Origin of the sequence: Dyadobacter koreensis, from assembly GCF_900108855.1 — a bacterium.
GTDB lineage: Bacteria > Bacteroidota > Bacteroidia > Cytophagales > Spirosomataceae > Dyadobacter > Dyadobacter koreensis.
In genome coordinates this window covers 589,390-612,697 of record NZ_FNXY01000006.1, presented here as the reverse complement: position 1 = coordinate 612,697, position 23,308 = coordinate 589,390, and the positions used below count along the sequence as shown (strand labels likewise).

The following is a 23,308-nucleotide window of genomic DNA, read 5'->3' as shown; positions in this document are numbered from 1 at the left end:
ATATCATGCTCTTTCCAGTAGAAAAAAGTCAGGCGGTCTCATTGTTTAACTTCATCAACCTGCTCTACGAGAAAACCTGTTTTATTATTACAACCAATAAAATGGCAACGGAATGGGCCAAAATGCTGGATGACGAAGTGCTTGCAACGGCTTTACTGGACCGATTGCTTTACAGATGCGACGTGATCAGTATGAGTGGAAAAAGTTACCGAATGAAAAACAGAAAGACTTTTTTTGAACCCCAAAATTAACCCATGTATATTTGCCAAAGTGGTGCATTCCTGTTGCCAATTTTGGTGCACTCCTAATTTCCATTTTTGGTGCATTGTTAGTTACCGCTTACATAAGTTCTTCAAATTCGGGAAGTTCTGGTAAAGTAATGTTGAAATCAGCAAGCATTTTGGCTTGTAAAGATAAATTACCTCCAACATCACTACCAGTATACCTCAGACGAAAACGCTCATTCGCACTTGACCTTTCAAGCGACACAGGGATCAAAATCAAAGGGGCTTATCTAGCATTTTCTTTATTTCCTTCCTCATACCAATTGAGCATTCCCAAGGAGATGTAGAGAATGTTAACCCCTTGCTCCTCAATACTTGTGCGAGCGAAATAATAGGTGTTTAGTATTTTTGCCTGAAGCTTTTTCTCTGTCTCGTTTGTTTGAAGTCTAGTATCGTTATATGCATCAGTCAATTCCAATTCTGTCAGTTCCGGCAGATCTGTTTCATTATCCTCTTCTTTACCTGGCCTTCCCAAAAAGGTCATTGCTTTGGCTTGTCTAACCAAGATGTCGTATATGGCAGAAGATTTTTCTTGAACTATATGAAGGCCTCTCCCCTGAGGTATTTTATAGTTAAGTAGGGAATTTCTCATCCCCAGATCTAACAGTTCTTTTCTTGATGCTTCTAGTTTTGGAAGTAATGTTTCAGACATATAATAAATTATGAGTATCTGGAGCATGGTGCCAAATCCAGATAGAATTAGGAAGGTTTTAATTTGATATTCTCAAATCTAAGTGTTTCTTAGCTCACTTCCTAAGAGACATAATGTATATTTTCTGCCAGAACTATCATCTCATTTAAATATCTAGTCATAAAATTTCTAATAATAATTACAATGAGTTAGCTTACATGAGATTTGGAAAATTTTAGGATTGAGAACTATAAAAAATGGGTCAACCTACTTGTAGTTGATGCATCAGCTCAGGATATAATTGTGATAGGCGTCATCGGGAAATTTGGATTAAGTATTTGGTGTGTAAATCCATGTTACTGCCATTATTTAGTAACATTTAGAGTAGTGGACATTAAATTTTACCCAATGCTTAACCCACATATTCTGCACGATGGGCAGAATATGCGGGTAGAAAGGTTATTCTACATTGCAGTATAAAGTAAACCTTATTCAAAACCCCGATCTTCCAATGTTGCAATATCCTGATTTGTAATATTAAGCAGTTCGTTCATAATTAGCTTTTGCCGAAGACCGTTTAACTCCAAAATTCCTGAAATCATAGATTTTCAATCATCCGATCCCGATAAATGGAGATGTAAGAAATAACAGCTAGTAATAATAAACATCCTAGGACTTGAAAAACATAACCGGGCTGAGTTGTATAGAAAGCCCAATTAAATAGAGCATAAATCGAGATGGCCGCAAAAACACCTATTGCGAACAGATTACGGCCAGCGAGTCGAACGAGCTCTAAATCTTTGATACGGCTTATTCCAACAATTCTGCAGGCCGGTTCGATTTGAGCATCATCTCCGTCATAAACAATTTTAATAGAGAAGGTATCTTTTGAATTTAACAGCGTGGGTTCAATGAAAATCGATTGCAAGTCCTGCGCACACACTATCTTTAGATTATTCGGAACTATTGATTTTACCTCATGATAAAGAATTTTTAAATTCCCTTGTAGTTTAATTTGAATAGCTTCTTGAAAATCATCTCTTTTTATTGGCAAGAAACCATAGTTCATAATTTTTATCGAAACTACTCTTAATGATTCAACGGGGTTATTTTTGTAAGAAATTGAAAGTTGCTTTGCTATATCAAGATCTTCATCATTGAAAATCGACTCAGAAAATTGCACCAGATAACCTAATTTCTTCTTTCGAAACTGAAATAGAGTGACCGCTATGCCTAGAACTGTCAGTATAACAGAAATACCCTGCCACCACGGTTTAGAAAAAAATTCGCTGATGTTGTTCATTTTAAAGTTAAAAAGTGGTTCTGGCATATCTTAGCAGGATACTGACAGTTAGATATCCCTAATATGTATATTTCATATAAAATAATTACATTTCCTAATGTGTGGATGCTTGAGGACAGCCAAGGTTTTGAGTTGGTAGTAGGAAAACTTAAATTATTCATTCCTATTGCGCTACTGTGATTAATGCATACAGGGCATACATGTCTCATCTAGATTTCAATTCGGTCTTCTAATTCGCCCAATATTTTTTATATTCGTGTGATTAAGGTCCCTGATGGACTTTACCCAGGTTTAATTGTGCAGAACGAAAACGGAGAGAAAGATGAACCTACATTCAAATTTACAGTACCCCTTACTCAAATATCTATCAGAGGAATTCGCAGGTAGTTTTTACCAGAATGAGCTCACATGTCTGAACAGGATGCTAATTCTTTACCATAACCGGTATGTATTCTCGATTTATGATGATACCGAAAATTACCTGGATGATTATGAAAAGTATCTGGAAAAACCCCTGAACTTCTGGTATCTGACGGCTTTCAAAAGAGAGCGGATTGAGATGGTAAGGAAAAGAATGCATTTTCTTCTTAAAAATAACCGCCGGGTCTTTGATCAGCTTCTAGCCCGAAAGGATTACAGCTCTTGGGAAGCCAAGCAGCAGACAATTTTTGAAATTTACAGATGGCTTGAACAGTTACCATCCGGAATCCTGCTACCCTCAGATATCGATTTCGACCAATGGAAACAGGAGTTAGAAACGGCAATGGCACCTGTTCTATCAGCATCCACTCAGACAATGCCGGTAAAATCTTCGAAAAAGTCTGCGTATGAACATTTTTACCAGATATTTTCCGGTGCAGATCAGAAAGCGAAGCAGCAAAAATTTGAGCGGTTGATTTCAGTCCTGATGCGGGAACAGTGGATCGCTCCAACAGATAATGATGGCGTTTATAGATTCCGAAATATCGGCCGAGGCGCTAGACTGCAACTGGCGGCTCTGTATTATGTGCTCAATAAACAAGGCCATATCGCTCAGGAGCTCATGGCTACACAGGTCGCAGCGCTCTTTGATAGCTGGCTTTCTCATCATATTTCAAAAGACTCATTTGTCAAGGCGTTTCAACCCGAGCAGCAGGATGCTTTTAATTGCAGTGTCCGCCAGCCGCGACATAAATATGTCCAGGATTGTAAGTTGCTGATTCGGGATTTATAGTGCCGATCCGAGCGTGAAATTTCACTTTTATGTTCTTTTCATTCCCGCCGGAATCGCGGGAATGTTTTTGCCATCTGCTCGGATCAACTTTGCTGCATGTTCTAATAAAACGAGCTGCAATATGATAAACAGTCAAACCAAAGTCTCCGATCTAACAGTTGCTGATCTGGAAACCATTTTAGTCCTGGTTACTTCACCGGACACCGGACAACACGCCGCTATGCTTCTGGACACCCGCCAGGCGCGCGTCTTTCTGGGCGGGATTTCAAAACACGCGCTTTACTACCAATGCGCTCACAACAGGATCCCGCACGTCCGTCAGGGTGGACGGCTGTATTTTTTTAAAGACGTCCTGCTGCAGTGGAAAATACAAAATGGCTGGCAGCATGTGTCTCTATCATCTCAAACCCAGCCGGTATGAAAGCAAGCAAAGAACAGCTCATCCGGCTTTTAGAAAGCAGGGATGTCAGAAGACGAAGGAAGCTATACGAGTATTACGAGCACTATTTTCAGCAGCAGCACTCCGCCCGATTTACCATCGAGCTGATCAATGCCGATCTAGGCATTGCATTGGTAAACCGTCAGGACGTCAAATACATCCGGGCCCATTGCAATCAGTGGAAAACAGCTCAGCCAGAAACTGCTGAAACAAAGCAGCACACGGTAGAAAAGAAGAGCGTAAAGAAAGAAATCTGGACAAACCAGGAAGAATTGAAAAATCCAATTTTCACAGGATCTAAACTTGACTCATTATGAAAAAGCTACATTTTATTGCCCAGTCCAAAGGAGGCGTTGGTAAATCGCTTCTGATGTATCTGATGGCTCTTAAAAACCACCACAAAGAAAATTGTCTTTTTGTAGACATGGACGCTTCTACATTTACAAGCAGACGTCAGCTTAGTTTTGTAGATGAAGACAAGCTTGACACAGTAAGTCTTTTGAATGAAAGAGCAGCCATTCAACGGGACAATCTTTTTGTCTATCTGGATAAGCTGTCCCGGAGCCATTATCAGGAAATTTACATTGACCTGGGCGCACCGGAAAGCGAGCAGCTTCCGGCATTAATTGAATTTGATGATGTGCAATTACCACTACGGGAATTCGCCGATGATATGGACATAGAATTTCATATTGTCATAGGTGGCGCGGGTGCATACAATGCCTCGGTTGAATATCTGCTTAAAATGGTAAAAGTTGTAAGAGATGACTTTAAGATTACGGTGTGGGAAAGTGTTACCGGATTTCGTAAGTTCCCTGAACTGGCAAAGGAACTCGCTGAGAACTGTGAGAACATGGGGATCACTTTCCGAAGGTTCGGTGACTTTGAACCGGAGACATACGTTGGTACAGAAATACTCTCTGGAGTAAGCAAAGGACTAGCCCCGGAAGATTATGATCGTGGTCCAAGAAAAAGACTGCTAAGAGAACTCGATATCAACTTTCGCTATGACTGATCAGACTCCACAGCAGAAGAGAGAGCTGCTGCTTATCAAGGCAGATTACCTGGCCCGCTACGGCATGGAGATGGATGACTGGACGGCGATCACGATGCTGGACAATCAGGTGCAGTTTGATAAAATGAATATGCAGCTGCTGGCAAACCTGAGAGAAAACAAACGTGTCAGTGAAACCTTTAAAGGCTCGATCAAACAGATACACTTTGCCTCAAAACCGGAAGCTTTCCGCTACGGTTTTGGGCGGAGTCTTCCGTACGCTGTCTGCGCGTTGATCCTGGGTATTTTCTTTTACGTTTACATGAGTACGTATAAAGATTATGAAAATCTGAAAGACACTGTCCGCAGCTACCGTAATGTGACCAGCTATGAATACCTGATCAGTCGGGGGGAATTAACCCAGGACGACGGCGTTGTTTACCTGATCTTAAAGCCGGTCAAAAAGGGCAGACACATCTTCGGGCAGACCTACGAGTTTGACGAAAGGCAAAAAGTGGTCAAAGTGCCCCTTAAACGGCTACAATGACTTAAAACCTTTCCTGTTGATCTCAAACAGTCCAAAAATTAAGCACAAGTACATCCAGGTAGGCAAGAATAAGCCAAAGTCAGCCCGAGAGGGCAATCATAAGAGCCATTATAGAAACATTTCAGCTGCAATAGATCATAGGCGTTGGCTTCCCCAAATCAAGCTATCGCCGATACGCCGTAAAAACGGCGACCGGCGGAAGCTTGCAAGGGGCAGAGCCCCCTTGACCCCCCAGCTATTCGCCTTTGGGCTCATAGCTCATTGTTTTAGACCACTTAAAAATTTTCAAGATTATGGAAAAGAAACCAAAAGGCAGACCAGCCAAAAATGAAAAGATTGTCAGAAGATCCCATTTTTCGATATGGGCTACCAAAGAACAAAAGGAACTATTGAACCAGCACATTGAAAGAAGCGGGCTTTCAGCCAGCCAGTATTTTTTGACGCTCGCGCTGAACAGCCCGATCAAACGGCCACAGAAAAAATCGCTTCCGGCAAGGACTGCCGAAACGATCCTGATCCTTGAAAAGCTGGCGGGTATTCTTTCGCTTGCTGTACTCAAAGCCAGAGATGCGGATATGCTCTCGCAGCGCTGGCAGGACAGCAGTAAAAATGTACGGATGCTTTCCGATCTGATTACCAAATGGGTGTTTGAAGATTTTGAGATCTGGACGATCCGAAAAAGCCTGTCGGATATTCGGCAGTGGATGCAGCAGCTTGAAATGTATTTGGGGAAGGTACTGCCTGAAAGTGAAAACAAAGCCAGTGTGCTGGAAAAGACAGCCGATATTTTAAAAGTAAGCAAAGAGCTCCTCGAAAAATATGAAGGCTATTATCTGACGGAAGAAGTTGTCCATGCAGTGAAAGCCTGGAAACATATCCGGCAGGAAAATCCTCAGTTGGTGCATGAGGCGGTTAATCAGTCCTTGCAGGAACTATTAAAAAACAGAGAGTCATGATCGGAAACGTTAACCTGGGAAATTACCCCAAAGAGCTGCTTTATTACTGCTACTATGACAAACTTCTGACTCCGGAGCAGCGCAAGCAACTAGGTCCGGATGATGTTCGGGGCGAAATCCTTTATATTCAGAATCTATCACTGGAAAAACTACCGGACGGACGTTACAACATGGATAGTCTGACGAGCCAGTTTCTGGGTAACCGGGATAAAAATAAAAAGCTCAACAAATTTGTATGGCACCAGTCATTCAGTTTTCCGCCTGGCGAAAAGCCGACTGCCGAACAGATCAGGGAAATCTCCGAAGCATTTGCCAAAGATTTCGGTTTTGAAAACAATCAGCTGATTGTTTTCCGGCATCTGGATAAGGCGCATGAGCACATCCATATCGCCGCGAACCGGATTAATTACAATGGTAAAAACACGGCAGATCATTTTAACAATTACGCCCGGACGGGGAAGTTTTGCCGGAAGATGGAGCTGACTTTGGGGCTTCAAGTTACGCCAGAAATGTATCTGACCGATCCTGAAAGGCAAAAGCAGCAACATACTAACAAAGCGATCCTGAAACTTAAGGAGCTCATCGATCATAATTTGAGGGAAGTCCGCACATTGCAGGAGCTGAAAGAAAAACTTCGAGAGCAGAATTACCAAACCTATCTTGGTCGTGGTATTGCCTTTGTCAATACTAAGAACGGAACCAAGATTAAGGGTTCTGAGATTGGAAGGGATTATTCGCTGACTAACCTTGAAAAGCGGTTAGGACAACAAGTGCAGGAAGAGCTGAAACAGACTGAGAAGAAGGAGCTTAAAAGGGAAAGGAAACGTGGACTCCAAGTGGGTTAGATACGTTTACAGCAATCGTGGGCTTTTGATAGGAATTTATTACTTGGTTCATAGGTAGCTTTTTTGCAGCTTGTTTTCAAGAAAGTCTTACAAATGCCAGGTATTTATTAAACTTTTAACGTCTGGTACTGCTACTTTGGGGCCAGACGTTTTATTTTCAGAAATGTACAATACGAACTTACCCCGATTAGATTCGTTGTCGCAAGAAACAATATATAAACCAAAATCAAGACGGAGCCGCTTTGATACTACTGGATTCATTACTCCTGGAATAGCCTGCTTGTAATACTGTTTATAATGATCGTTAAAATATTTAAGCCAGGATAAAATACCAACGAATTCGTCTTCGGTAAACTCAAAAGATATAATTAAGCAATAAGTAATATTTCTCATATCCATATCTTTAAAAACGGTACCCCAAGGTTAGCGTAAATACCCTATTCTTAATATAAAGCTCGTCATTGTTAAAAGTGTCGATCTTATCAAGACTGAACTGGTACCGCCCCGAAAAGCCAATTTGATTCCCACCTTTTAACGGAAAAAAATACTCTGTCCCAATAATTGCGGAAATATCACTTTTACTTAGTCTATCTGTCCCTACGAAAGTGTCAGAGATAGTTTTAAGCTTTTTGCTGAACAGATATCCATATTGAGGCCCGGCAAATAGACCAAGCCCCGATTGAGGTATTTTAAATTTGATCAATACCGGAATGCTTACATATTGTAGCGTAAATTTTTTATAATTCTGCAAGGGAATTATGGCTGTCTTATCTTGCCCGCCACCTATATTTTGATAATTTATTTCAGGCTGAATAAACCACATTTTAACTAATGGCAACGCCATACCTATGCCGCCGGTAAAACCCAATTTAACATCGGAGTTTGCAGATATGCCTGTATTGCTTCCTTTGAGATACGATAACCCGTAACCTGCATGCACGTCAAAATCAATTTTGTTTTGGCCTGATACAATAAGTGTATACAGAAGTAGTGATATAAGCAATATATTTTTTTTCATGGTTTCCGGTTAAGCTAAGAAATGGATCTTCAATCATGTTGTAGTTACCCTTACTGCACAAGTTAACAGCTAGCTAATGTAACAGCCATGACGGAAAGCCGAAACGTGATTCGATTTATTCCAGCGAATATTCCTCTGATGTATACAGTTTTTCGACAAATCGACGAATGATCAAAAGTGACACAATTACCTGGTTGTTTCTGAGCAGAAACCGGCCGAGAAAATAAACAAATTCTGCTCTCGCCGCAGATTGTGGGCTGAATCGTGATGATGCGGTATATCGTGCAGCGAGATGCTTCTGTTACTGATTGTTTGTTATAATTTCCATTTCTTTACATAATGGTCATGTAATGATCCAGTCTGAATACTTGAAAGTGGTACCCTTATGCGACATAATCTTAGATGCTATATTATTGATGATGAACGTGATTCGCGCGAAGTGATCAAAAAATTTGTGCAGATGATTCCTTTTCTTACCATATGCGGAGAGTCCGGCAACCCAGTTGAGGCCCTATTTGAGATTCAGAAACTTAGCCCTGATTTATTATTTCTTGATGTTCAAATGCCTAAAATCGGAGGATTTGAGTTCATCAGAAGCATTAGCGGAGTGAAGCCCGAAATTATCATGGTGACCGCATTCCCTCAATTTGCATTAGATGGATTTGAACATCAGGTATTGGACTATTTACTAAAACCGGTGTCCTTCGAACGATTCTTAAAAGCTATTGGCCGCCTTGAAAGAAACGCAGATACAGAAAAGGAAGTGGTCAGGCTGCTAACTCCGAAAAACGATGTTGCCTCTGATTTAGCTGAAACAGAACGGAGTGGTTTAGCTATTCTTAAAACCGGGCAGGAATTTATCCTGGTAAAACAAGGCACAAAATTGGTCCGGGTGGAAATAGATGAGATCATCTACATTGAATCCATGAAGGATTACATGAAAATTCATCTAACACAAAAAATGGTCATTGCGCATGGAACTTTAACAAAAATGGCGGAACTTCTTCCTGAGAAGAAATTCTTACGGATTAGCCGGTCCTATATCGTGAGGGAAAGTGCGATCATGGAAATAGATAGAAATGAAATTACTACTGTCAATGGAAAAAAAATTGATATTGGTATTACATACAGAGATGCCGTTCAGCACTTTATGAATAAACATAAGAAGTGACTGGTGTTATGATGAAATATCTTCCAAAATTTAAGTCAGACCGCCTGAGATGTCTGCTGCTTACTGCTGTATTGTGGACTACACCCTGGTTGTTTTTGAAGTACTTTTTCATTTCCAAACTTATTCAGGATACAGAATACGTCTCCACACATGCCTGTCTGGTGGTGTATGGTCAGACGATGGCTGTGTATTATATTCTTGGAAGTTATGTGTTTCCCGTGTTTCTGTACCGGAAAAAATTTTTATCGGTTATACTGATTTTGTTCATCCTGTTAAATGCTGCTCATGTTGTCAATTATTTTGAGCTCCATTATTTAAAGCAGTTTTCCAACGGTGACCCGCTCAAGCCTTCCTATATTCAAAAGTTATGGGTCAGATATTTTGAGCCAAACGGACTACTGGGTGTGTTCAAAGATGTCAATATCTGGCATTTTACCTATGCCTGGTCGTTTTTTGTGGTAAGCATCATGCTCTTGTTTAAAGTAGTGAAGGACATATTGATCTCTTTGGGACGGGAGTTAAGGCTGGAGCGGGATAAACTGCGGCTGGAAAATGAAAAATTACAACTTGAGAAGAATAACCTTAGTCTGGAAAGTAAGGCAATGGAGTTGCAACGGGACAACTTATCGCTGGAACTTGACTTCTTAAAATCTCAGATTAACCCGCATTTTCTTTTTAACATTCTTAACAGCATATATCTGCGTACCCTTGATACCAATCAGGAGGCCACCATGCTGGTTTTGAAATTAGCCGAACTGATGCGATATAGTCTGTACAATACAAAGGAAGACAAAGTGCTTTTGGGCGATGAACTGAGGTATATTAATAATTACCTGGACCTGGAACGATTTCGCCACCCGGATCAGGTCGAGATTTCCTTTCAACTGCAAGGCTCGCCGGAAAATATAACTATTCCTCCTTTACTGCTAATTTCATTTGTAGAAAACGCATTCAAGCATGGGGTTCAGGACACTATATCAAATTCTTACGTACGTGTCTTCGTCGATGTCGAGGATCAGGGTTTATATTTCACTGTGGAAAATAGCCTTTCTGTACTGGACGACCAGTCTTGCAAAGAGCTTAATAAATCACAAGGTGGCATTGGCCTGCAAAATACAACCAAGCGCTTACAACTATATTATCCTGATCAGCACCTCGTTGAGGTTCATAAATCTGAGAGTAACTACCAAATTTCGCTGCATATTACTTTTAGCCGCTAATTCACTCTTTCTTGTTCGTCGATTGGTCTTCCGAGAAAGCAAGCTGATCGAAAATTTGCTTCTCTTTGTCTAATGCGATTTTACGGGTTTGTTTTCACTACTACCTTTATTCTTCCGAAGGCAATAGTCGTTTCTTATGAATCAGTAATATTATTATGGAATGATTCTCATCAATATGCTCATATTTAGCTGTTTATATATTTATTCATATTTCAATAAATGAGGTTTACATTTATTTTACTATTGCTGTTTTTGGCTGGTTGCAAAGAGGCCAGCCTTGATATGGATATCCCGTATGCAGGAGATAAGATGGTTTTATGGGGGAAGCTTAAAGCGGGGGCTACAATTAGGATACAAGTAACCAAAACCTTTAATCCCGTTGGGTCTATTCCAAAAGACGCCACCGTTTCGGATGCAAAAGTGGAATTATTGGTGGATGGTAAAGAAGCTATTGAACTATCATCATTGGCCAGTGAAAAAGGTATTTACGTATCTGATCGTGTGATTGAAGCAGGGTTGACCTATATTGTAAAAGCTTCGGCTCCTTTACTACCAGCCGCCGAATCAGCACCTGTACTGGTTCCGTTGGATGTACCGGATGTTGATGTAGTACGAATCCGCGATGTACCTGGTGAAATTAACCATCAGACGCGCCAAGATTTAGTAAGTCTATACTTTAAAGAGCAGCAGGCTGAGGTAGAAAGCTATTACACACTTACATTTTTATCTTACTTTGATAAGGATACCGTTTCGGCTAGTCCTTACGGTGCCACGGACAATATACCTGCGAAGGAAGAAGATTGCCATACCTGGGCAACAGAAAAAATATCGACCTATTACATTGAGGCCGCGGGACTTACAGTCGATCTTTCGGCCCGGGTCTTTTTGATGAAAAGTAAATGCTTACCGGAGCTCAATACCCCTATAAAATTCTATATTCAGACAAGCAAAGGAAATTTTGACACTCCTCAATGGGCATCTAAGGTTACCATGCGCGTGGAAGTTGTTACAAAAGAGGCATTTGATTATGCCAAAATAGAATATGATCAACCCGAGGGCATCGATCTGCTCGTGCTTCCTCCCCAAAGGGCTTTGACCAATATCAAAAATGGTTACGGGCTTATTTTTGCTTCCAACGAAAAGGTGATCGAAATACCATGACAAAATACTTAGTAATTGCCTTTTTCCTGTTAACGAGCGTACAAATAGCCTTTTCTCAAAAATTAATTATCAGTGGAACCGTGCGCGATGCCGCAAACGGAGAACTGCTCATAGGTGCCACCGTGCGGGACATTCTGTCGCAAACGGGCGTGCAGACAAATGCATACGGATTTTTTAGTCTGGAAATTCCTACGCATAGCCTCGCTCTTAAAGTCAGCTTTGTTGGCTATGCGCCTTTATACATCAAGGATTTTGCCCGGCATAAGTTCCCCTTGGATATCAAGTTAACGCAGGACAACCTTCTGAAAGAGGTAACTGTGAAAGAAATCAAAACTATGGATGCGCCTAATGGAAGTTTATCGATTCCGATGGACAAAATAAAATCAATGCCTGCGCTTTTGGGTGAGGTGGACGTACTGAAGGCGTTAAGTTTTACACCCGGCGTTTCCACCGGAACGGAAGGAAGTGCCGGTTTGTATATCCGGGGAGGAACACCGGATCAAAATTTGATCTTACTGGATGAAGTCCCTGTTTACAATGTCACGCATTTGGGTGGATTCTTTTCTGTTTTTAATCCAAATTCTCTCAAATCGGTAGATTTATACAAAGGCGCATTCCCTGCCCGGTATGGCGGCAGGCTCGCTTCGGTGATAGACCTGACGATGAAAGATGGGAACAACCAGAAATTTGGCGGGGAAGTAGGAATTGGCCTGCTCAACCAAAGTCTGACATTGGAAGGGCCGATCGTTAAAAACAAGGCTTCATTTATTGTGTCGGGACGAGTTTCCACACTGGGACTTTCTTCCTTATTACAGCCTAAGAAAACAAGCGGATATGGTGAATACCGAAAGTATCGTTTTTATGACCTGAACGCAAAATTCAACTATCAGATTAATAAAACGGATCAAATTTACGTAAGTCTTTACAATGGTTTTGACAGATTTATCTACGGGGAATGGAGCGCTATAAACGGAAGGTCAACGGAAACCTCACTGGGTAACAACTGGGGAAACACGACCGCAACCCTGAGGTATAGCAAAGTATTCTCTCAAAAACTTTTTGCAAGGTTCATTTTGCTCTATTCCAAGTACACTAGCGAGCTGGCCAATAACTTTGAAGACCTCAATGTGGACGCGGAACCTGTGAAACTTTATCGGAACACCAACGCGGGGGTAACGGATTTAGGTACTAAAGCTCAGTTTGACTATTTTCTCTCCAATCGTGCGAATCTTAAGTTTGGCCTGGACCTCACCAGGCATTCTTTTAGTCCTTTTGTTACAAATAGCAATTACAGTGGATCACAGCTTGAGACCGGAAAGGGAACGCTCCCCGCAACGCAGCTGGACTTTCACGTGGATGCTAATATCAGCCTAACTGACAGGTTGCACTTTAATCCCGGTCTTCGCTATAGTACGTATCATGTCAATAACCGGACTTTTTTTAATCCGGAACCACGCCTGGGGTTGAACTGGTCGCTTCCGGCCAACTGGGCACTCAAGGGCGGCTATGCCATCATGAATCAATACGTTCATCTACTTACCAACAACGGTTTTGGCTTTGGCTATGATGCCTGGCTTCCTTCCACAGGGAAGGTAGTTCCTTCGCGAAGCGCGCAATTGTCATTCGGTGTGTACAAGACTTTTTCAAAGGGAGGTTTGGAACTGTCTTTGGAAGCTTATACCAAAAAGATGAAAAACCTGATCGATTATCCTGATGGTACCAATTTTAGCGGCTTGCTTGCTGATTCCTGGGATGACATTGTCATCAAAAACGGTGTGGGGCGTGTGAAGGGAATTGAATTGATGTTGAGTAAAAAGGCTGGCAAATTCAATGGATGGGTCTCTTATACCTTCTCAAAGTCGGAACGAAAGTTTTCGGAAATTAATCATGCAGCATGGTACCCAATGAAGTATGACAGGCGGCATAATGTAGCGATAACCGCAAATTACGCCATTGGCAAAAAATGGAAGTTAAGTGCCAGTTTTATTTACCAGAACGGACATGCCGTCACTTTACCGGAAGCGGCCTTTATTACTGAAAATAGCGGCGGCCCCAGATTTATATATGATAAAAGAAACAACGGCAGAATGCCTGCATTTCACCGGCTGGACATTGGCGCAAGCAAATCTTTGATAACGCCCCGCAAACGTAATGCAGAGCTTCGATTAGGTCTATACAATGCTTATAATAGAAACAACCCACTGTATCTGGATATGAAAACTGAGCGGAATCAGGATTTAGTGCCAACGAAGATTACAATAAAGCAGGTTTCATTTTTCCCAATACTGCCTTATATAGGTTACACGCTTAAATTTTAAATTAATATCAGCTATGAAAACATTACGTCTTTTCTCTCTTGTCAGCCTTTTATTACTTACCAATAACCTGATTGCGCAGGAAAATCAAAACACGGAACAGATTGAGGTGTCATCACAGAGTCCCACTTATAAGAACTTAAAAAAGGGAGCTCTTACCTTTTCATTGAATGCTTCTGCAAATAATAGTGAGCATATTGCTGGCTGGTCTCTGACCCCCCAGGCAGGCTATGTGGTTGCTGACCGCCTGGTTGTAGGCCTCCAAATGTCTGTGGCCAATCGATTTTCTAAGCGGGGGAATAGCTGGGCGAGCTTTAATCGTGGTGGGGTAAGGGAATATGCTTTCACACCAGAGCTGTACGCCCGTTATTATGTGCTTCCTTTCCGGCTGACTCCGTTTGTACAATTGTCATCAGGGTATAACATAGGCCAGCTTTCATTTATAGATGGATTGTCAGGGAGCAAAGTTTCAATTAGTACGAACAATTACGTCATGTTTGGGGCACTGGGATTAAGTTGTCGAATCGGCAAGTATATGGGTTTGCAGACTCAATATAACCTACCGCTACTTGTAGACTATGAAAAAAATGATATGATCAGAGGCAACCGTTTTCGTCTGGGATTATCATTATATTTCAGGTAATGTCCCTTTGCTTTTAAATTTTAAATATCATGTTGTCAATGAACAAAAAAACATTTTGGATCCTCACTAGTTTGGCTATCCTTGCTATTAACACCACATCTGCTTCGTAGTTACTGGCCAAAATCTAAGACGGACGTGACTGCGTTTAATCGGTCGGTAGTAAACAAATTGTATGATTCCGTTTTAATAGCTGGTCGCTGGGCTACTTTTCTGATGATACACTGTATATTCATTTTGTACACGACCCGGTTTTTTAAGATGCTCATTTCGGAGGAGTTCCAATTCCCGGGAAGGAAGTGAGAATAAAAACGCGTTAAATTCTTTCAAACGGAGTGATTAAAACTGAATTTGATAAGAAATAAACTTATCTAGTACGAACTTGTCTTTTTTAATCCGTAAGGTCAGCGAACTAAGGAATAAGTTCATAGAGTCAACTGATTTAGTAGGAATACATGCCTGACTTTGTGAATTTCATTGCATGGTTCTCACCCAAAATAGTGATCTTGTAACGGGCTTTATGCGATGGAAGTGTCACAGAACGTATGAGCTGGGCTGGTTCCCCTTAATTTTATTCAGCTTCTCTGTAACCAAACGCTCCGATTCTTCAATCAAAATTTTACTCCGCCGGTATATTAATCCGGTATCAGTAGGATCAACTGATACATTAATCATGAACCGCCCATGATTTGCACTTTTGGACAGCATATTGAAAATTCTCAGATCTTCGGGCGTGTTGCGCGGAAAGATAGAGTCTGCCAGGGGGGTAAAATTAAAGCAAAGGTCAAAGAGTTGGGATAGAGAATGTTGATTTGGCCGGTAGCCAAGAAAAACATAGATGAGTCCCAGGCAAATTTGTTCAATGCCTTGATTAAGAAGAGATAAAGCGACCGTTTCTTCACCTTCATCCCATACGCTGCCAGCTGCTTCAATAAATGCTTTACCACGGTAGTAACGCTGGTGCCAATGCATTTGGCAGTGAAAAGATGTGTTTGACGGATCATATTCTGGTAATGCAGGTTCGGTAGTTAGCCCTTTTTTATGATACACTGGTACGCCATAAAGAAGCAGATTATGGAAAAAGCGGTTATTGGATTTCAGAGATATTTGAAATGATTGCTTGGTATGCGCCAGTAGTAAAGCTGTGTAGAGATTGCCGCTGTTATCATTTATTCTGCATTGTACATCCGAAGCTTTCTCAGTTGCCTTTTCCGAAGTAATCACCACTAAATCATAATGGTCCTTTTCTATATGCTCAGCCGGGATATTGTAAAACGGATTAGAACGGGAAGCCAGATACGTTCGTTTTCCGAAACAATAAATCCGCTCTACATCAAAACTTCCGCATATTTGCTCAATTAATGAAAATGGCACATCTAAATCATCAAACTTTTGATTTTGTTGTTTAACTGTTTCCGGCAGTTTAGCGACCGTTGATGACGGCTGGAAGTTATTCAGTATTTGCTGATAGGTTTTAAGGGCTGCCAATTTTACTTCGCTGGCTTTTACCCGCAATGCCGACAGATCCTGTTTATTAATCTGGTAGCTGTTTTCATAACGGACAGCGAGATACGCATCATCCAGTAATCTCAGAAGTTCCATATCCCTTTCAAAGTCTGCTAAAAAGATGTTGCTCAGTTCTGTGCAGTAGGGTTCAAGATATTTTTGATGTGCCTTGATGCTGTGCGTGATTTTTGATTTTCCGGTTATAAAATGCTCAATAGCCCGGTAGTTAAGTTCAATTGCTTGATGAAGCATAAATGCTGATTGAGCGTAGTTTTCTTTTTCCAGATAAAAATCTGCTCCACTAACAAACGCTTTGATTTTTTCTTCTTCCAAGTCATACTGCTTCCGGGCATTTCCCAGCATTTCGTGCCGGTTCAAAGATGTTGAAATGAGCTCATAATCTGACCCGGCTTTACCGTAACGCAGATTAGCTTCTGTACATATATTGTAAAAATAAAGATTGCCTTTGCTTATGGCGTCCTTGATTTGATGGGCTGGATGCAGGGTGAAGCGCAGTTCGTGTTGCTCGTTAAAAAGAATATTGACAAGGGGCAGCAGTTCGGCAGGAGACTTTGTGCAGGTATTTGCAATCAGGATGGTCAGCACAGTATGACAGATTTCTTCTTTCTCATTCTTATGCACATAAATCCTTTCCACATCGACCAACGCGATAATCTGACCAATGATGCCCTTCAATGAACCGGTTTCAGTTCGATTGGTTTCAAGCTTTTCCATGATTTCCCTTGAAGGTTTTTATGATGATTAGTTGACATTCCAGTGCTATTCGCCGTTTGTGACTTGCTTGAATGCTGCCAGATAAGCTTCGTTATCCTTTTGAAGCAGGTGCAGTGTAGAAATGGCTTTCTGCTTTTCTTCCGGTTCTGCATTAGCGAGCACTTCCAGTAACTGGTTAATGCGGTCGTTGCGCTGCTGCTGTTTACTGATAAAAATTTCGATCAGCGCTCTCCACTCGTTACCGGAATCGGAAATAATAACCTTACCACCATAGAAATTGTTGATATTGAATATTGTGCTCATGATTTACAAAGTTTAAATGAGTTAAATCTTCGTTTCGGGCATTGCAGAGGGGCTATCGAATTGGCTGAGCTTACACATGATGGCTGTTTCACAGATGTTCATCAAAATGCTAACATCAATTAACAACAGCTCCATGGAAACTTTACTATTTTGAAAGTTATGCTGCCCCTGCAGGCTGCAGGCCTGTTCCAGTCTATTTAATAAATGAGTGAAGCGGTTATTCCTGGCCATGATTGGTAAATACTCTTCTGCGAGCTTTTGATATTCAGCCGCGGAAAATGTTTCAGGTATTGGACCTTTAAAAGTGTTAATGACGGATTGATACAGCAGATGGAGCGTCTGATAAAGTATGAAGGCACCTAAATCCATCTTGTCTTCTTTCAAAAATTTATTAGCCACGGCCAATAATTGCTGAGCCTTGGAAAAGGTAGCCAGGAAACGCGCGTCCGCTTCTGCTTTTAATTTATCTAATTGATCCTGGTCCATTTCAGTAATAGCAGATCTTTTACGGGAATAGACCTGAAACTGATTTCGAAAATGTGAGCAGTGATATGGGCTACCAAATTGGAGATATCCTTTAACCTCCGAAGCACCTCCAAGAGAGACTAAAATATCCGGATGTTGAGAGAAGGCCATTTTAACAAAATTCAGATATTGGTCCTCATCTACATGTTCATCATCATCAAGGGTCACGAGTATTTCGGTATAGCTGTCAATATGATGCTGCGGCAGGCCTTTGTAGCTAATCATAAATATCCGCTCCGGTGAGATAGCGGCTATTAAAAGATCCACAATTGGTTTCAGCCTAAATTGATTAGACGCACCACGCGCTAGGGAGGTAATTTTCCCTGTCCAACTGTCATTTCGATCCAGACTATTATCTTGCATAACGTAATATGATTTATCGTAGCTGCTGTTGGCTGGTCGCTGGCCTTGGTCGGCTCCTGATTTGATGCATTGTTTAAATTTTCCATATGCTATTTTTTTAGCAAATGAAAAACATGCGAGGGAGGTATAGAACCAAACGGACTTGTATTCTACCAATTTTGATGCGTATATTACCTGCTCGGATAAATTGCCGTTCCCTGAAAGTTTTTTTATATTTGTAACTATGAGCACATCAACAAAACCCAACCACATAGGACACAAAATAAGCCGAATCCGCGAACTCCGCGGACTTAAGCAGGAAGCCTTAGCTTTTGAGCTGAAAGTCAGTCAGCAGACTGTGTCTAAAATTGAACAAAGCGAAACTTTGGAAGAACAGATATTAGAACAGATTGCACAAATCTTAGGAGTGCCCGTTGAAGGAATTAAAAATTTTAGCGAAGAAGCTGTGTTCAATATTATTGGAAATAGTTTTGGCGATAATAGCTCAAATAATAACAATTATTTATGCACCATTAATCCTCTCGAGAAGATTATTCAGCTTTATGATGAAAAGGTAGCATTACTTGAACGCTTGCTTCAAAGTGAGAGGGAAAAAGTGGAGTTGTTGAAGGGGAAAACTGATTTTTAGAAACCTTTAAAAGAGATTTTGTAATCGAATTTATTGACCTGCTAAGATATTTTCAAAATACCATTCAAAAAAGCGGTAAGTTTCACAGCGGGGGTACCTGATATCAAAATCCTCCCGGTTTACTTCCAGTCTTTTTGCATAAGGAACTGCATGTTCCAACAGCTGTGTTTTAAAGCGCTCATACAGCCTTGCATTTACTAAATAACGTTCCCCTTTTTCATAGCCAGCCATATCATTTACTCTTCTAAGTTCGGCGACTACTTCGGAGCAGTTGGCAAAAAGCTTTCCGGTGGCCACGAAATGAAGTAATATCCAGATTTCAAAGCACGGATTGTTTTCAAGGACAATCACCCCAGCTTTTTGTACAGCCGCTTTTACCCGGCGGTATTCCAAAATTCGGTCTTCATCTATTATTTTATCCATGTCAATCAATGCATAAACATGATCGTATCCATCCCCTTTGAGTGCAAGAGCCCGATCCAGCACCCCCTTGTAACTACCAATTCTTCTTGGATAGTCAGGGAAAATAGACAGGTTTTCTGGCCTATCACTATCACGGACGTTGGCAAAATAAATTCTCTCCGTCTGCCCATCTCCAACCAATGCAACAGTCTGTTTCGCTCTCTTATTTTTAAAAGCTCTCGCCATAATATTTACTGGGTGATATACGGAGAGCCTAAATTGGGCTTAGCACCCAGTCTTCCTGCCTTGTAGGCGTTAATCAGGTTCGCTTCCTTTCTCAGCGTAGTTGTATCAAAATCAGATGCGGCAAATAGTGACACCGAACCATCGACCGCTTTTTCGCTAAACCACAGCGCATCGCGACGGATAAAATCCTGATCAGCCATCAGCGAGAAATTGTGGGTCGTTATCAATAATTGAGAGTACGTCGAATTCATCAGAAACACTTGTAAAAAGTGCTTCATTAAGTCAGGGTGTAAGGATGTCTCAAGCTCATCGATACACACAATGTGTGAACCATGAATCAATTCATACAATGGCCCACCTAAGCCGAAATACCTCTTTGTGCCACTACTCTCCTTTTGTATGGAAAGCGCATACCTGTCCTCTTTGCCTACCTGATGGATGAACTCTATTCTTCGTTCACTTGGGCCTCCATAATATTTTACATTAGTTATACCAGCCACGCCAGCGCTGCTGGCAAACTTTCTATCCGTCCCCAGAATACTATTTTTGAATTCATTATGAAAAGCATCTTCCAGCGGCATTCCGATCTGATCGTTGGATTCCGGTACCTGCACGCTCATGATTTGCCTGTCCGCTTTATTAAGAAAATCGTTTATCCAGCTGTTAATGCCTGGATTTCTGTCGATGAGTTGTGCTGTAACTTCGGTCAAGTTGTTTGCTGAGGTAATCAACCCTAAAAAATAGGTGTTCAGCCATTTGTTTAACTCCTCCAGTTCGGGAATATCAGCATTGGTTTTAGCGTAGGCGCCCAGTACCGTATTGTTGTGTAAGGTGTTACCTTCCAGCAGGTCTTTTTCTCTGGCCGGTATTTTGATCCTGCTTCCGAACTGGATCTTGGCAAGGCGTTTTTCCAGATCGGTTTCTCTTGTAAAAAGCTCGGTTGGCCGTACAGTCTGGTAAAATACCAGCCGCTCATCTAATACGGACTGCTTATTAAAATTTACACTATATACATAGCGGAGGCCTTCCTTATAAAAGGACATCTCCATATAAGAATGTTTCTTGTAGGCCTGCTCGCAAAAAAGAAAGGGATCAAATGCCAGCTCACCTGCTTTGTTCTCAATAGGTTTCAGCAGCAATTTTCTCAAAAATTCGAATGCCTGCAAAAACGTAGTCTTTCCGGAAGCGTTAGCACCATAAATATATGCCAGCTTCAACAATTTTCGACCGTCGGCCATCACCTGTTCATAGGCATCCTCTTCAACACCTTCGGCTACCTCAAAATTTATTTCGGCTTCCTCTTTGATTGCGCCAAAATTTCTAATTTTTAGATAATGGATCATTTTAAGTTGCAATTTTGCGAAGTATCTGTAAATTTAAGCAATAAAATTAAAAGTAAGAGGATTTTCAGTGGAATATCTATGAACCTCTTTTACTACTTTACAAACTTTTTTTCAGTTCAGTATAATTTTACTCCGTAGATAAATTCTTATGTTAAACTCGTATCGCGACGAAATTTACGAGATCATTCGCCAGAACCGATTAGAAAAAAAAGTCTTGAAAAGTGATGTGACAGATGGAATACTACTAACTTTTGATCCAAATCAGCAGTTATGGATCAAAATTACCGAAACCACATCCTTTCACTGGTTTAACATCGAAAGAACAAGATTCGAGAAGAATTATCCTGTTAAAACCGCTCAAAGTATCGATTTTGACAGCGTTATGACTGAACTCAATACCTGGATAGATTGTATTGAGAAGTGGACCACTGAAGAATCCTACATGGATCCATGGGAAAAAAGATACAAAAGATATAAGCTTCCGAAAGAGCTGAGTTCAGGGATTAAAACAATTGATTTCAAAGAAAACGTACCATTCTCAGAACCTGAAAAATTATTGACCAGCATGATCTGGATATCTCCAAAAAACATGTTCAGAAAATCGGTCTTCCAGCCGACCGGCTTGATGATCTGGAAAGAAAATTGGACCTATTAATTGAATTGGTACAGACTAAAAACAAACTTACTTGGCTAAAATTAGCAAAAGAAATAGCGATAAATGCGGTGGTCAATGCCGCTACAAATAAGGAAACATACTCTAATTTGTATACCTTGTTTGGACATTTATTTCAATTCCCGCTGGCGTTTATAAAGTAATCAACCTGTGCCTGACGAATACTATTTACTTTACCAGATTGGCGTTTTAGAACCTCTTGAAGTTGTATATCATCCTCCAGTGTTTGGTATACGTACAAAGGTTGGGGATTGTATTCAATTTCTGCCTGTATTCTTCGTGCTTCCGCATGACCAGCGTATTTTCTGACAAACATAAAAGCAAGGTCGATGCCGGCGGAAACCCCACCACAAGTGAGAAAATTCCCATCCTCAACAGTCCGTTCGGAAATCACCGTCGCTCCTAAGCGCGTGAGAATATCAAAAGCGGATCTATTAGTAGTAACCTTTTTTCCGATGAGCAAGCCGCACAAGCCCAAAATTACTGATCCCGTACAAACAGTTAACACAAATTTACTATTCAAGCACACGCTCCGTATTATTCGCAAATTGTCAGGGTTATATGAAAAATCAATTTGTCCAAAGCCTCCTGGAATTACAAATGCGTCAAACCTACTATTTTCGGTAAGTATCTCCGCCGGTTCAATGTGTATACCCTGACCAATTTTGATAGGACCAGAAGTGCAACTAACCAGCATTGTTTTCCAAGACGTTACACGATTGAAGATATCTAAGGGTCCAAATAAATCGAGCGCTGTTATGTCATGATAGACAAGAAATGCAATTTTCATTTTGAGAAAGTTAATACAATTTTATAATTATAGTTTAAATCTCAAGCCTAGGCTCCGGCTGTTCGTAGTTAAAAGAGTGTATGGGAAATGGATACAACATTTACCTAAGTGTCAAAGATATACAATCAACCAGATAATATTTCAGATGCAAAAATTTCTACGCCGATCTTCAAGCGTAGATGGATTGTAATTGAAAAATAGATTTTCTAAATTTAGCCGATCACGCGTACCAAGGCATTGTAATAAATGCCAGATTACCATAAGCCGTTTTCGGTTTTGATTGCGGTTTATGGTAATTATAATCGCGGAACCCCCATATAAATTGATGCAGGTTTATGAAGAACCCGACGTCAGAAACTGATTCAATTATTGGTTTACCGGAAATTTCGCACTGATCCAAGGTATGGCGATGTATAGATAATGGTTCGCAAGGTTCAAAGAACACGTCACACAATGGGTGTTTGCATGTTAGTGTTCTGTTATTAAGGGCAGGACTGCGAAACACCTTCGCACACAAGTATACTGGCTGGCCCAAAGTTCGCTGTACAAATACCTATTATCACTTTTGACTCCCTCTGTGGATCGCGGTAAATTTGCATGTAAAAAGTGGTATCGTTTATTTGAACAGACTCAGGCAAATCGAGCATTGCAGCAACATAAGTGGGATTGGCATCATCACCAGAATAATTTTTAGTTAAGGAAGTAGGTGATGGAAACTTTACCAGGTAAAGGGGTTCGCTCGTACCGTTACAATACTTGGATATAAATTTGGCCTGTAAGCATTGTGTTTCCGAGCGAGCTTCTATTTTCTCTTCACATGAAGCAAAGAAACCGCTAGTAAGCAAGAGTATATAAATAAATAGCTTGTTCATAAGGTTCATATTTTTCTGTAAATAAGAGACTCTTTTTAAACCTAAAAGGTTGTATTAACGCCATCCGAAACCGAGTGCCACACCCGCCAAAGATGCATATTTGCTTTCGATGAATGCAGGAGTATACCTAATTTTTAAAATATAGATTCGTTTGTCTGTTACAAAATGGAATCTTAAATCCGCAA

At 40.9% G+C, this 23,308-nt stretch carries 25 protein-coding genes and 1 pseudogene; 15 read left to right on the top strand and 11 right to left on the bottom strand.

The window, feature by feature from the left end; translation table 11 throughout:
- Positions 1 to 251, top strand: a 251-nt coding sequence (locus BMY70_RS21375) for an ATP-binding protein (RefSeq protein ID WP_177197092.1), incomplete at its 5' end; no start/stop codon positions are given.
- 88 nt (positions 252 to 339) lie between these two features.
- Here BMY70_RS21375 and BMY70_RS31375 read toward each other — a convergent pair.
- Together BMY70_RS31375 and BMY70_RS21360 are read right to left on the bottom strand one after the other, a co-directional pair.
- Positions 340 to 936 (bottom strand): annotated as a pseudogene (locus BMY70_RS31375) (DUF4011 domain-containing protein).
- 577 nt (positions 937 to 1,513) lie between these two features.
- Positions 1,514 to 2,245 (bottom strand): hypothetical protein, encoded by a 732-nt coding sequence (locus BMY70_RS21360; protein WP_143072142.1) that lies wholly within the window; start codon positions 2,243 to 2,245, stop codon positions 1,514 to 1,516.
- Between the two features lie 295 nt (positions 2,246 to 2,540).
- Here BMY70_RS21360 and BMY70_RS21355 point away from each other — a divergent pair, with 295 nt between their 5' ends.
- The 7 genes from BMY70_RS21355 to BMY70_RS21325 all read left to right on the top strand — a co-directional run bounded on the left by BMY70_RS21355 (position 2,541) and on the right by BMY70_RS21325 (position 7,212).
- Positions 2,541 to 3,431 carry a hypothetical protein gene (locus BMY70_RS21355; protein WP_143072141.1) on the top strand — a complete coding sequence of 297 codons (891 nt, stop codon included), beginning with the start codon at positions 2,541 to 2,543 and terminating at the stop codon, positions 3,429 to 3,431.
- A 121-nt stretch (positions 3,432 to 3,552) separates the two neighbouring features.
- Positions 3,553 to 3,852 carry a helix-turn-helix domain-containing protein gene (locus BMY70_RS21350; protein ID WP_090338298.1) on the top strand — a complete coding sequence of 100 codons (300 nt, stop codon included), beginning with the start codon at positions 3,553 to 3,555 and terminating at the stop codon, positions 3,850 to 3,852.
- Complete coding sequence (locus tag BMY70_RS21345) at positions 3,849 to 4,187, top strand: hypothetical protein (protein ID WP_090338297.1); 339 nt, start codon at positions 3,849 to 3,851, stop codon at positions 4,185 to 4,187. The genes BMY70_RS21350 and BMY70_RS21345 overlap by 4 nt, the downstream gene beginning before the upstream one ends.
- Positions 4,184 to 4,885: a P-loop NTPase family protein gene (locus BMY70_RS21340; RefSeq protein WP_177197089.1), complete on the top strand. Its 702-nt coding sequence runs from the start codon at positions 4,184 to 4,186 to the stop codon at positions 4,883 to 4,885. Before BMY70_RS21345 ends, BMY70_RS21340 begins: the two co-directional genes overlap by 4 nt.
- Complete coding sequence (locus BMY70_RS21335) at positions 4,878 to 5,411, top strand: hypothetical protein (RefSeq protein ID WP_090338295.1); 534 nt, start codon at positions 4,878 to 4,880, stop codon at positions 5,409 to 5,411. Before BMY70_RS21340 ends, BMY70_RS21335 begins: the two co-directional genes overlap by 8 nt.
- A 293-nt stretch (positions 5,412 to 5,704) precedes the next feature.
- Entirely contained in the window at positions 5,705 to 6,367 is a 663-nt protein-coding gene (locus BMY70_RS21330) for a plasmid mobilization protein (RefSeq protein WP_090338294.1), read from the top strand.
- A complete protein-coding gene (locus BMY70_RS21325; RefSeq protein ID WP_090338293.1) occupies positions 6,364 to 7,212 on the top strand; it encodes a relaxase/mobilization nuclease domain-containing protein in 849 nt (282 codons plus the stop codon). The genes BMY70_RS21330 and BMY70_RS21325 overlap by 4 nt, the downstream gene beginning before the upstream one ends.
- An 87-nt stretch (positions 7,213 to 7,299) precedes the next feature.
- On the opposite strand, the gene BMY70_RS30975 is transcribed toward BMY70_RS21325, so the two are convergent.
- Together BMY70_RS30975 and BMY70_RS21315 are read right to left on the bottom strand one after the other, a co-directional pair.
- The gene (locus BMY70_RS30975; protein WP_177197088.1) at positions 7,300 to 7,605 is read right to left on the bottom strand and encodes a hypothetical protein; all 306 of its coding nucleotides are present in this window, start codon (positions 7,603 to 7,605) and stop codon (positions 7,300 to 7,302) included.
- A gap of 10 nt (positions 7,606 to 7,615) precedes the next feature.
- Complete coding sequence (locus BMY70_RS21315; protein WP_090338291.1) at positions 7,616 to 8,230, bottom strand: porin family protein; 615 nt, start codon at positions 8,228 to 8,230, stop codon at positions 7,616 to 7,618.
- 385 nt (positions 8,231 to 8,615) lie between these two features.
- On the opposite strand from BMY70_RS21315, the gene BMY70_RS21310 reads away from it, so the two are divergent.
- The 5 genes from BMY70_RS21310 to BMY70_RS21290 all read left to right on the top strand — a co-directional run bounded on the left by BMY70_RS21310 (position 8,616) and on the right by BMY70_RS21290 (position 14,740).
- Positions 8,616 to 9,401, top strand: a complete 786-nt coding sequence (locus tag BMY70_RS21310) for a LytR/AlgR family response regulator transcription factor (protein ID WP_090338290.1) — start codon at positions 8,616 to 8,618, stop codon at positions 9,399 to 9,401.
- Between the two features lie 8 nt (positions 9,402 to 9,409).
- Complete coding sequence (locus BMY70_RS21305; protein WP_090338289.1) at positions 9,410 to 10,621, top strand: sensor histidine kinase; 1,212 nt, start codon at positions 9,410 to 9,412, stop codon at positions 10,619 to 10,621.
- 219 nt (positions 10,622 to 10,840) lie between these two features.
- Complete coding sequence (locus BMY70_RS21300; RefSeq protein ID WP_090338288.1) at positions 10,841 to 11,782, top strand: DUF4249 domain-containing protein; 942 nt, start codon at positions 10,841 to 10,843, stop codon at positions 11,780 to 11,782.
- Entirely contained in the window at positions 11,779 to 14,100 is a 2,322-nt protein-coding gene (locus BMY70_RS21295) for a TonB-dependent receptor (RefSeq protein ID WP_090338287.1), read from the top strand. Before BMY70_RS21300 ends, BMY70_RS21295 begins: the two co-directional genes overlap by 4 nt.
- 13 nt (positions 14,101 to 14,113) lie before the next feature.
- Positions 14,114 to 14,740, top strand: coding sequence for a hypothetical protein (locus BMY70_RS21290; protein WP_090338286.1), 627 nt, complete (start codon positions 14,114 to 14,116; stop codon positions 14,738 to 14,740).
- Positions 14,741 to 15,271: 531 nt separating this feature from the next.
- Here BMY70_RS21290 and BMY70_RS21285 read toward each other — a convergent pair.
- The 3 genes from BMY70_RS21285 to BMY70_RS21275 are packed head-to-tail and all read right to left on the bottom strand — an operon-like array spanning position 15,272 to position 18,421.
- Positions 15,272 to 16,978 carry a HEPN domain-containing protein gene (locus tag BMY70_RS21285; protein WP_090338285.1) on the bottom strand — a complete coding sequence of 569 codons (1,707 nt, stop codon included), beginning with the start codon at positions 16,976 to 16,978 and terminating at the stop codon, positions 15,272 to 15,274.
- 45 nt (positions 16,979 to 17,023) lie between these two features.
- Complete coding sequence (locus tag BMY70_RS21280) at positions 17,024 to 17,281, bottom strand: hypothetical protein (RefSeq protein ID WP_090338284.1); 258 nt, start codon at positions 17,279 to 17,281, stop codon at positions 17,024 to 17,026.
- A 21-nt stretch (positions 17,282 to 17,302) separates the two neighbouring features.
- Positions 17,303 to 18,421: a hypothetical protein gene (locus BMY70_RS21275; protein ID WP_090338283.1), complete on the bottom strand. Its 1,119-nt coding sequence runs from the start codon at positions 18,419 to 18,421 to the stop codon at positions 17,303 to 17,305.
- Here BMY70_RS21275 and BMY70_RS21270 point away from each other — a divergent pair.
- A complete protein-coding gene (locus BMY70_RS21270; RefSeq protein WP_090338282.1) occupies positions 18,393 to 18,797 on the top strand; it encodes a helix-turn-helix domain-containing protein in 405 nt (134 codons plus the stop codon). The genes BMY70_RS21275 and BMY70_RS21270 overlap by 29 nt on opposite strands.
- 30 nt (positions 18,798 to 18,827) lie before the next feature.
- On the opposite strand, the gene BMY70_RS21265 is transcribed toward BMY70_RS21270, so the two are convergent.
- Both BMY70_RS21265 and BMY70_RS21260 read right to left on the bottom strand, forming a co-directional pair.
- On the bottom strand, positions 18,828 to 19,445 hold the full coding sequence (locus BMY70_RS21265) for an RloB family protein (RefSeq protein WP_090338281.1): 618 nt from the start codon (positions 19,443 to 19,445) through the stop codon (positions 18,828 to 18,830).
- A 5-nt stretch (positions 19,446 to 19,450) separates the two neighbouring features.
- Positions 19,451 to 20,788, bottom strand: a complete 1,338-nt coding sequence (locus tag BMY70_RS21260; RefSeq protein ID WP_090338280.1) for an AAA family ATPase — start codon at positions 20,786 to 20,788, stop codon at positions 19,451 to 19,453.
- Between the two features lie 148 nt (positions 20,789 to 20,936).
- Here BMY70_RS21260 and BMY70_RS21255 point away from each other — a divergent pair, with 148 nt between their 5' ends.
- The gene (locus tag BMY70_RS21255) at positions 20,937 to 21,443 is read left to right on the top strand and encodes a hypothetical protein (protein ID WP_090338279.1); all 507 of its coding nucleotides are present in this window, start codon (positions 20,937 to 20,939) and stop codon (positions 21,441 to 21,443) included.
- Positions 21,444 to 21,576: 133 nt separating this feature from the next.
- On the opposite strand, the gene BMY70_RS21250 is transcribed toward BMY70_RS21255, so the two are convergent.
- Both BMY70_RS21250 and BMY70_RS21245 read right to left on the bottom strand, forming a co-directional pair.
- Positions 21,577 to 22,251: a DJ-1/PfpI family protein gene (locus BMY70_RS21250; protein WP_090338278.1), complete on the bottom strand. Its 675-nt coding sequence runs from the start codon at positions 22,249 to 22,251 to the stop codon at positions 21,577 to 21,579.
- Positions 22,252 to 22,733: 482 nt separating this feature from the next.
- On the bottom strand, positions 22,734 to 23,123 hold the full coding sequence (locus BMY70_RS21245; protein WP_143072139.1) for a hypothetical protein: 390 nt from the start codon (positions 23,121 to 23,123) through the stop codon (positions 22,734 to 22,736).
- Positions 23,124 to 23,308: the final 185 nt, after the last annotated feature.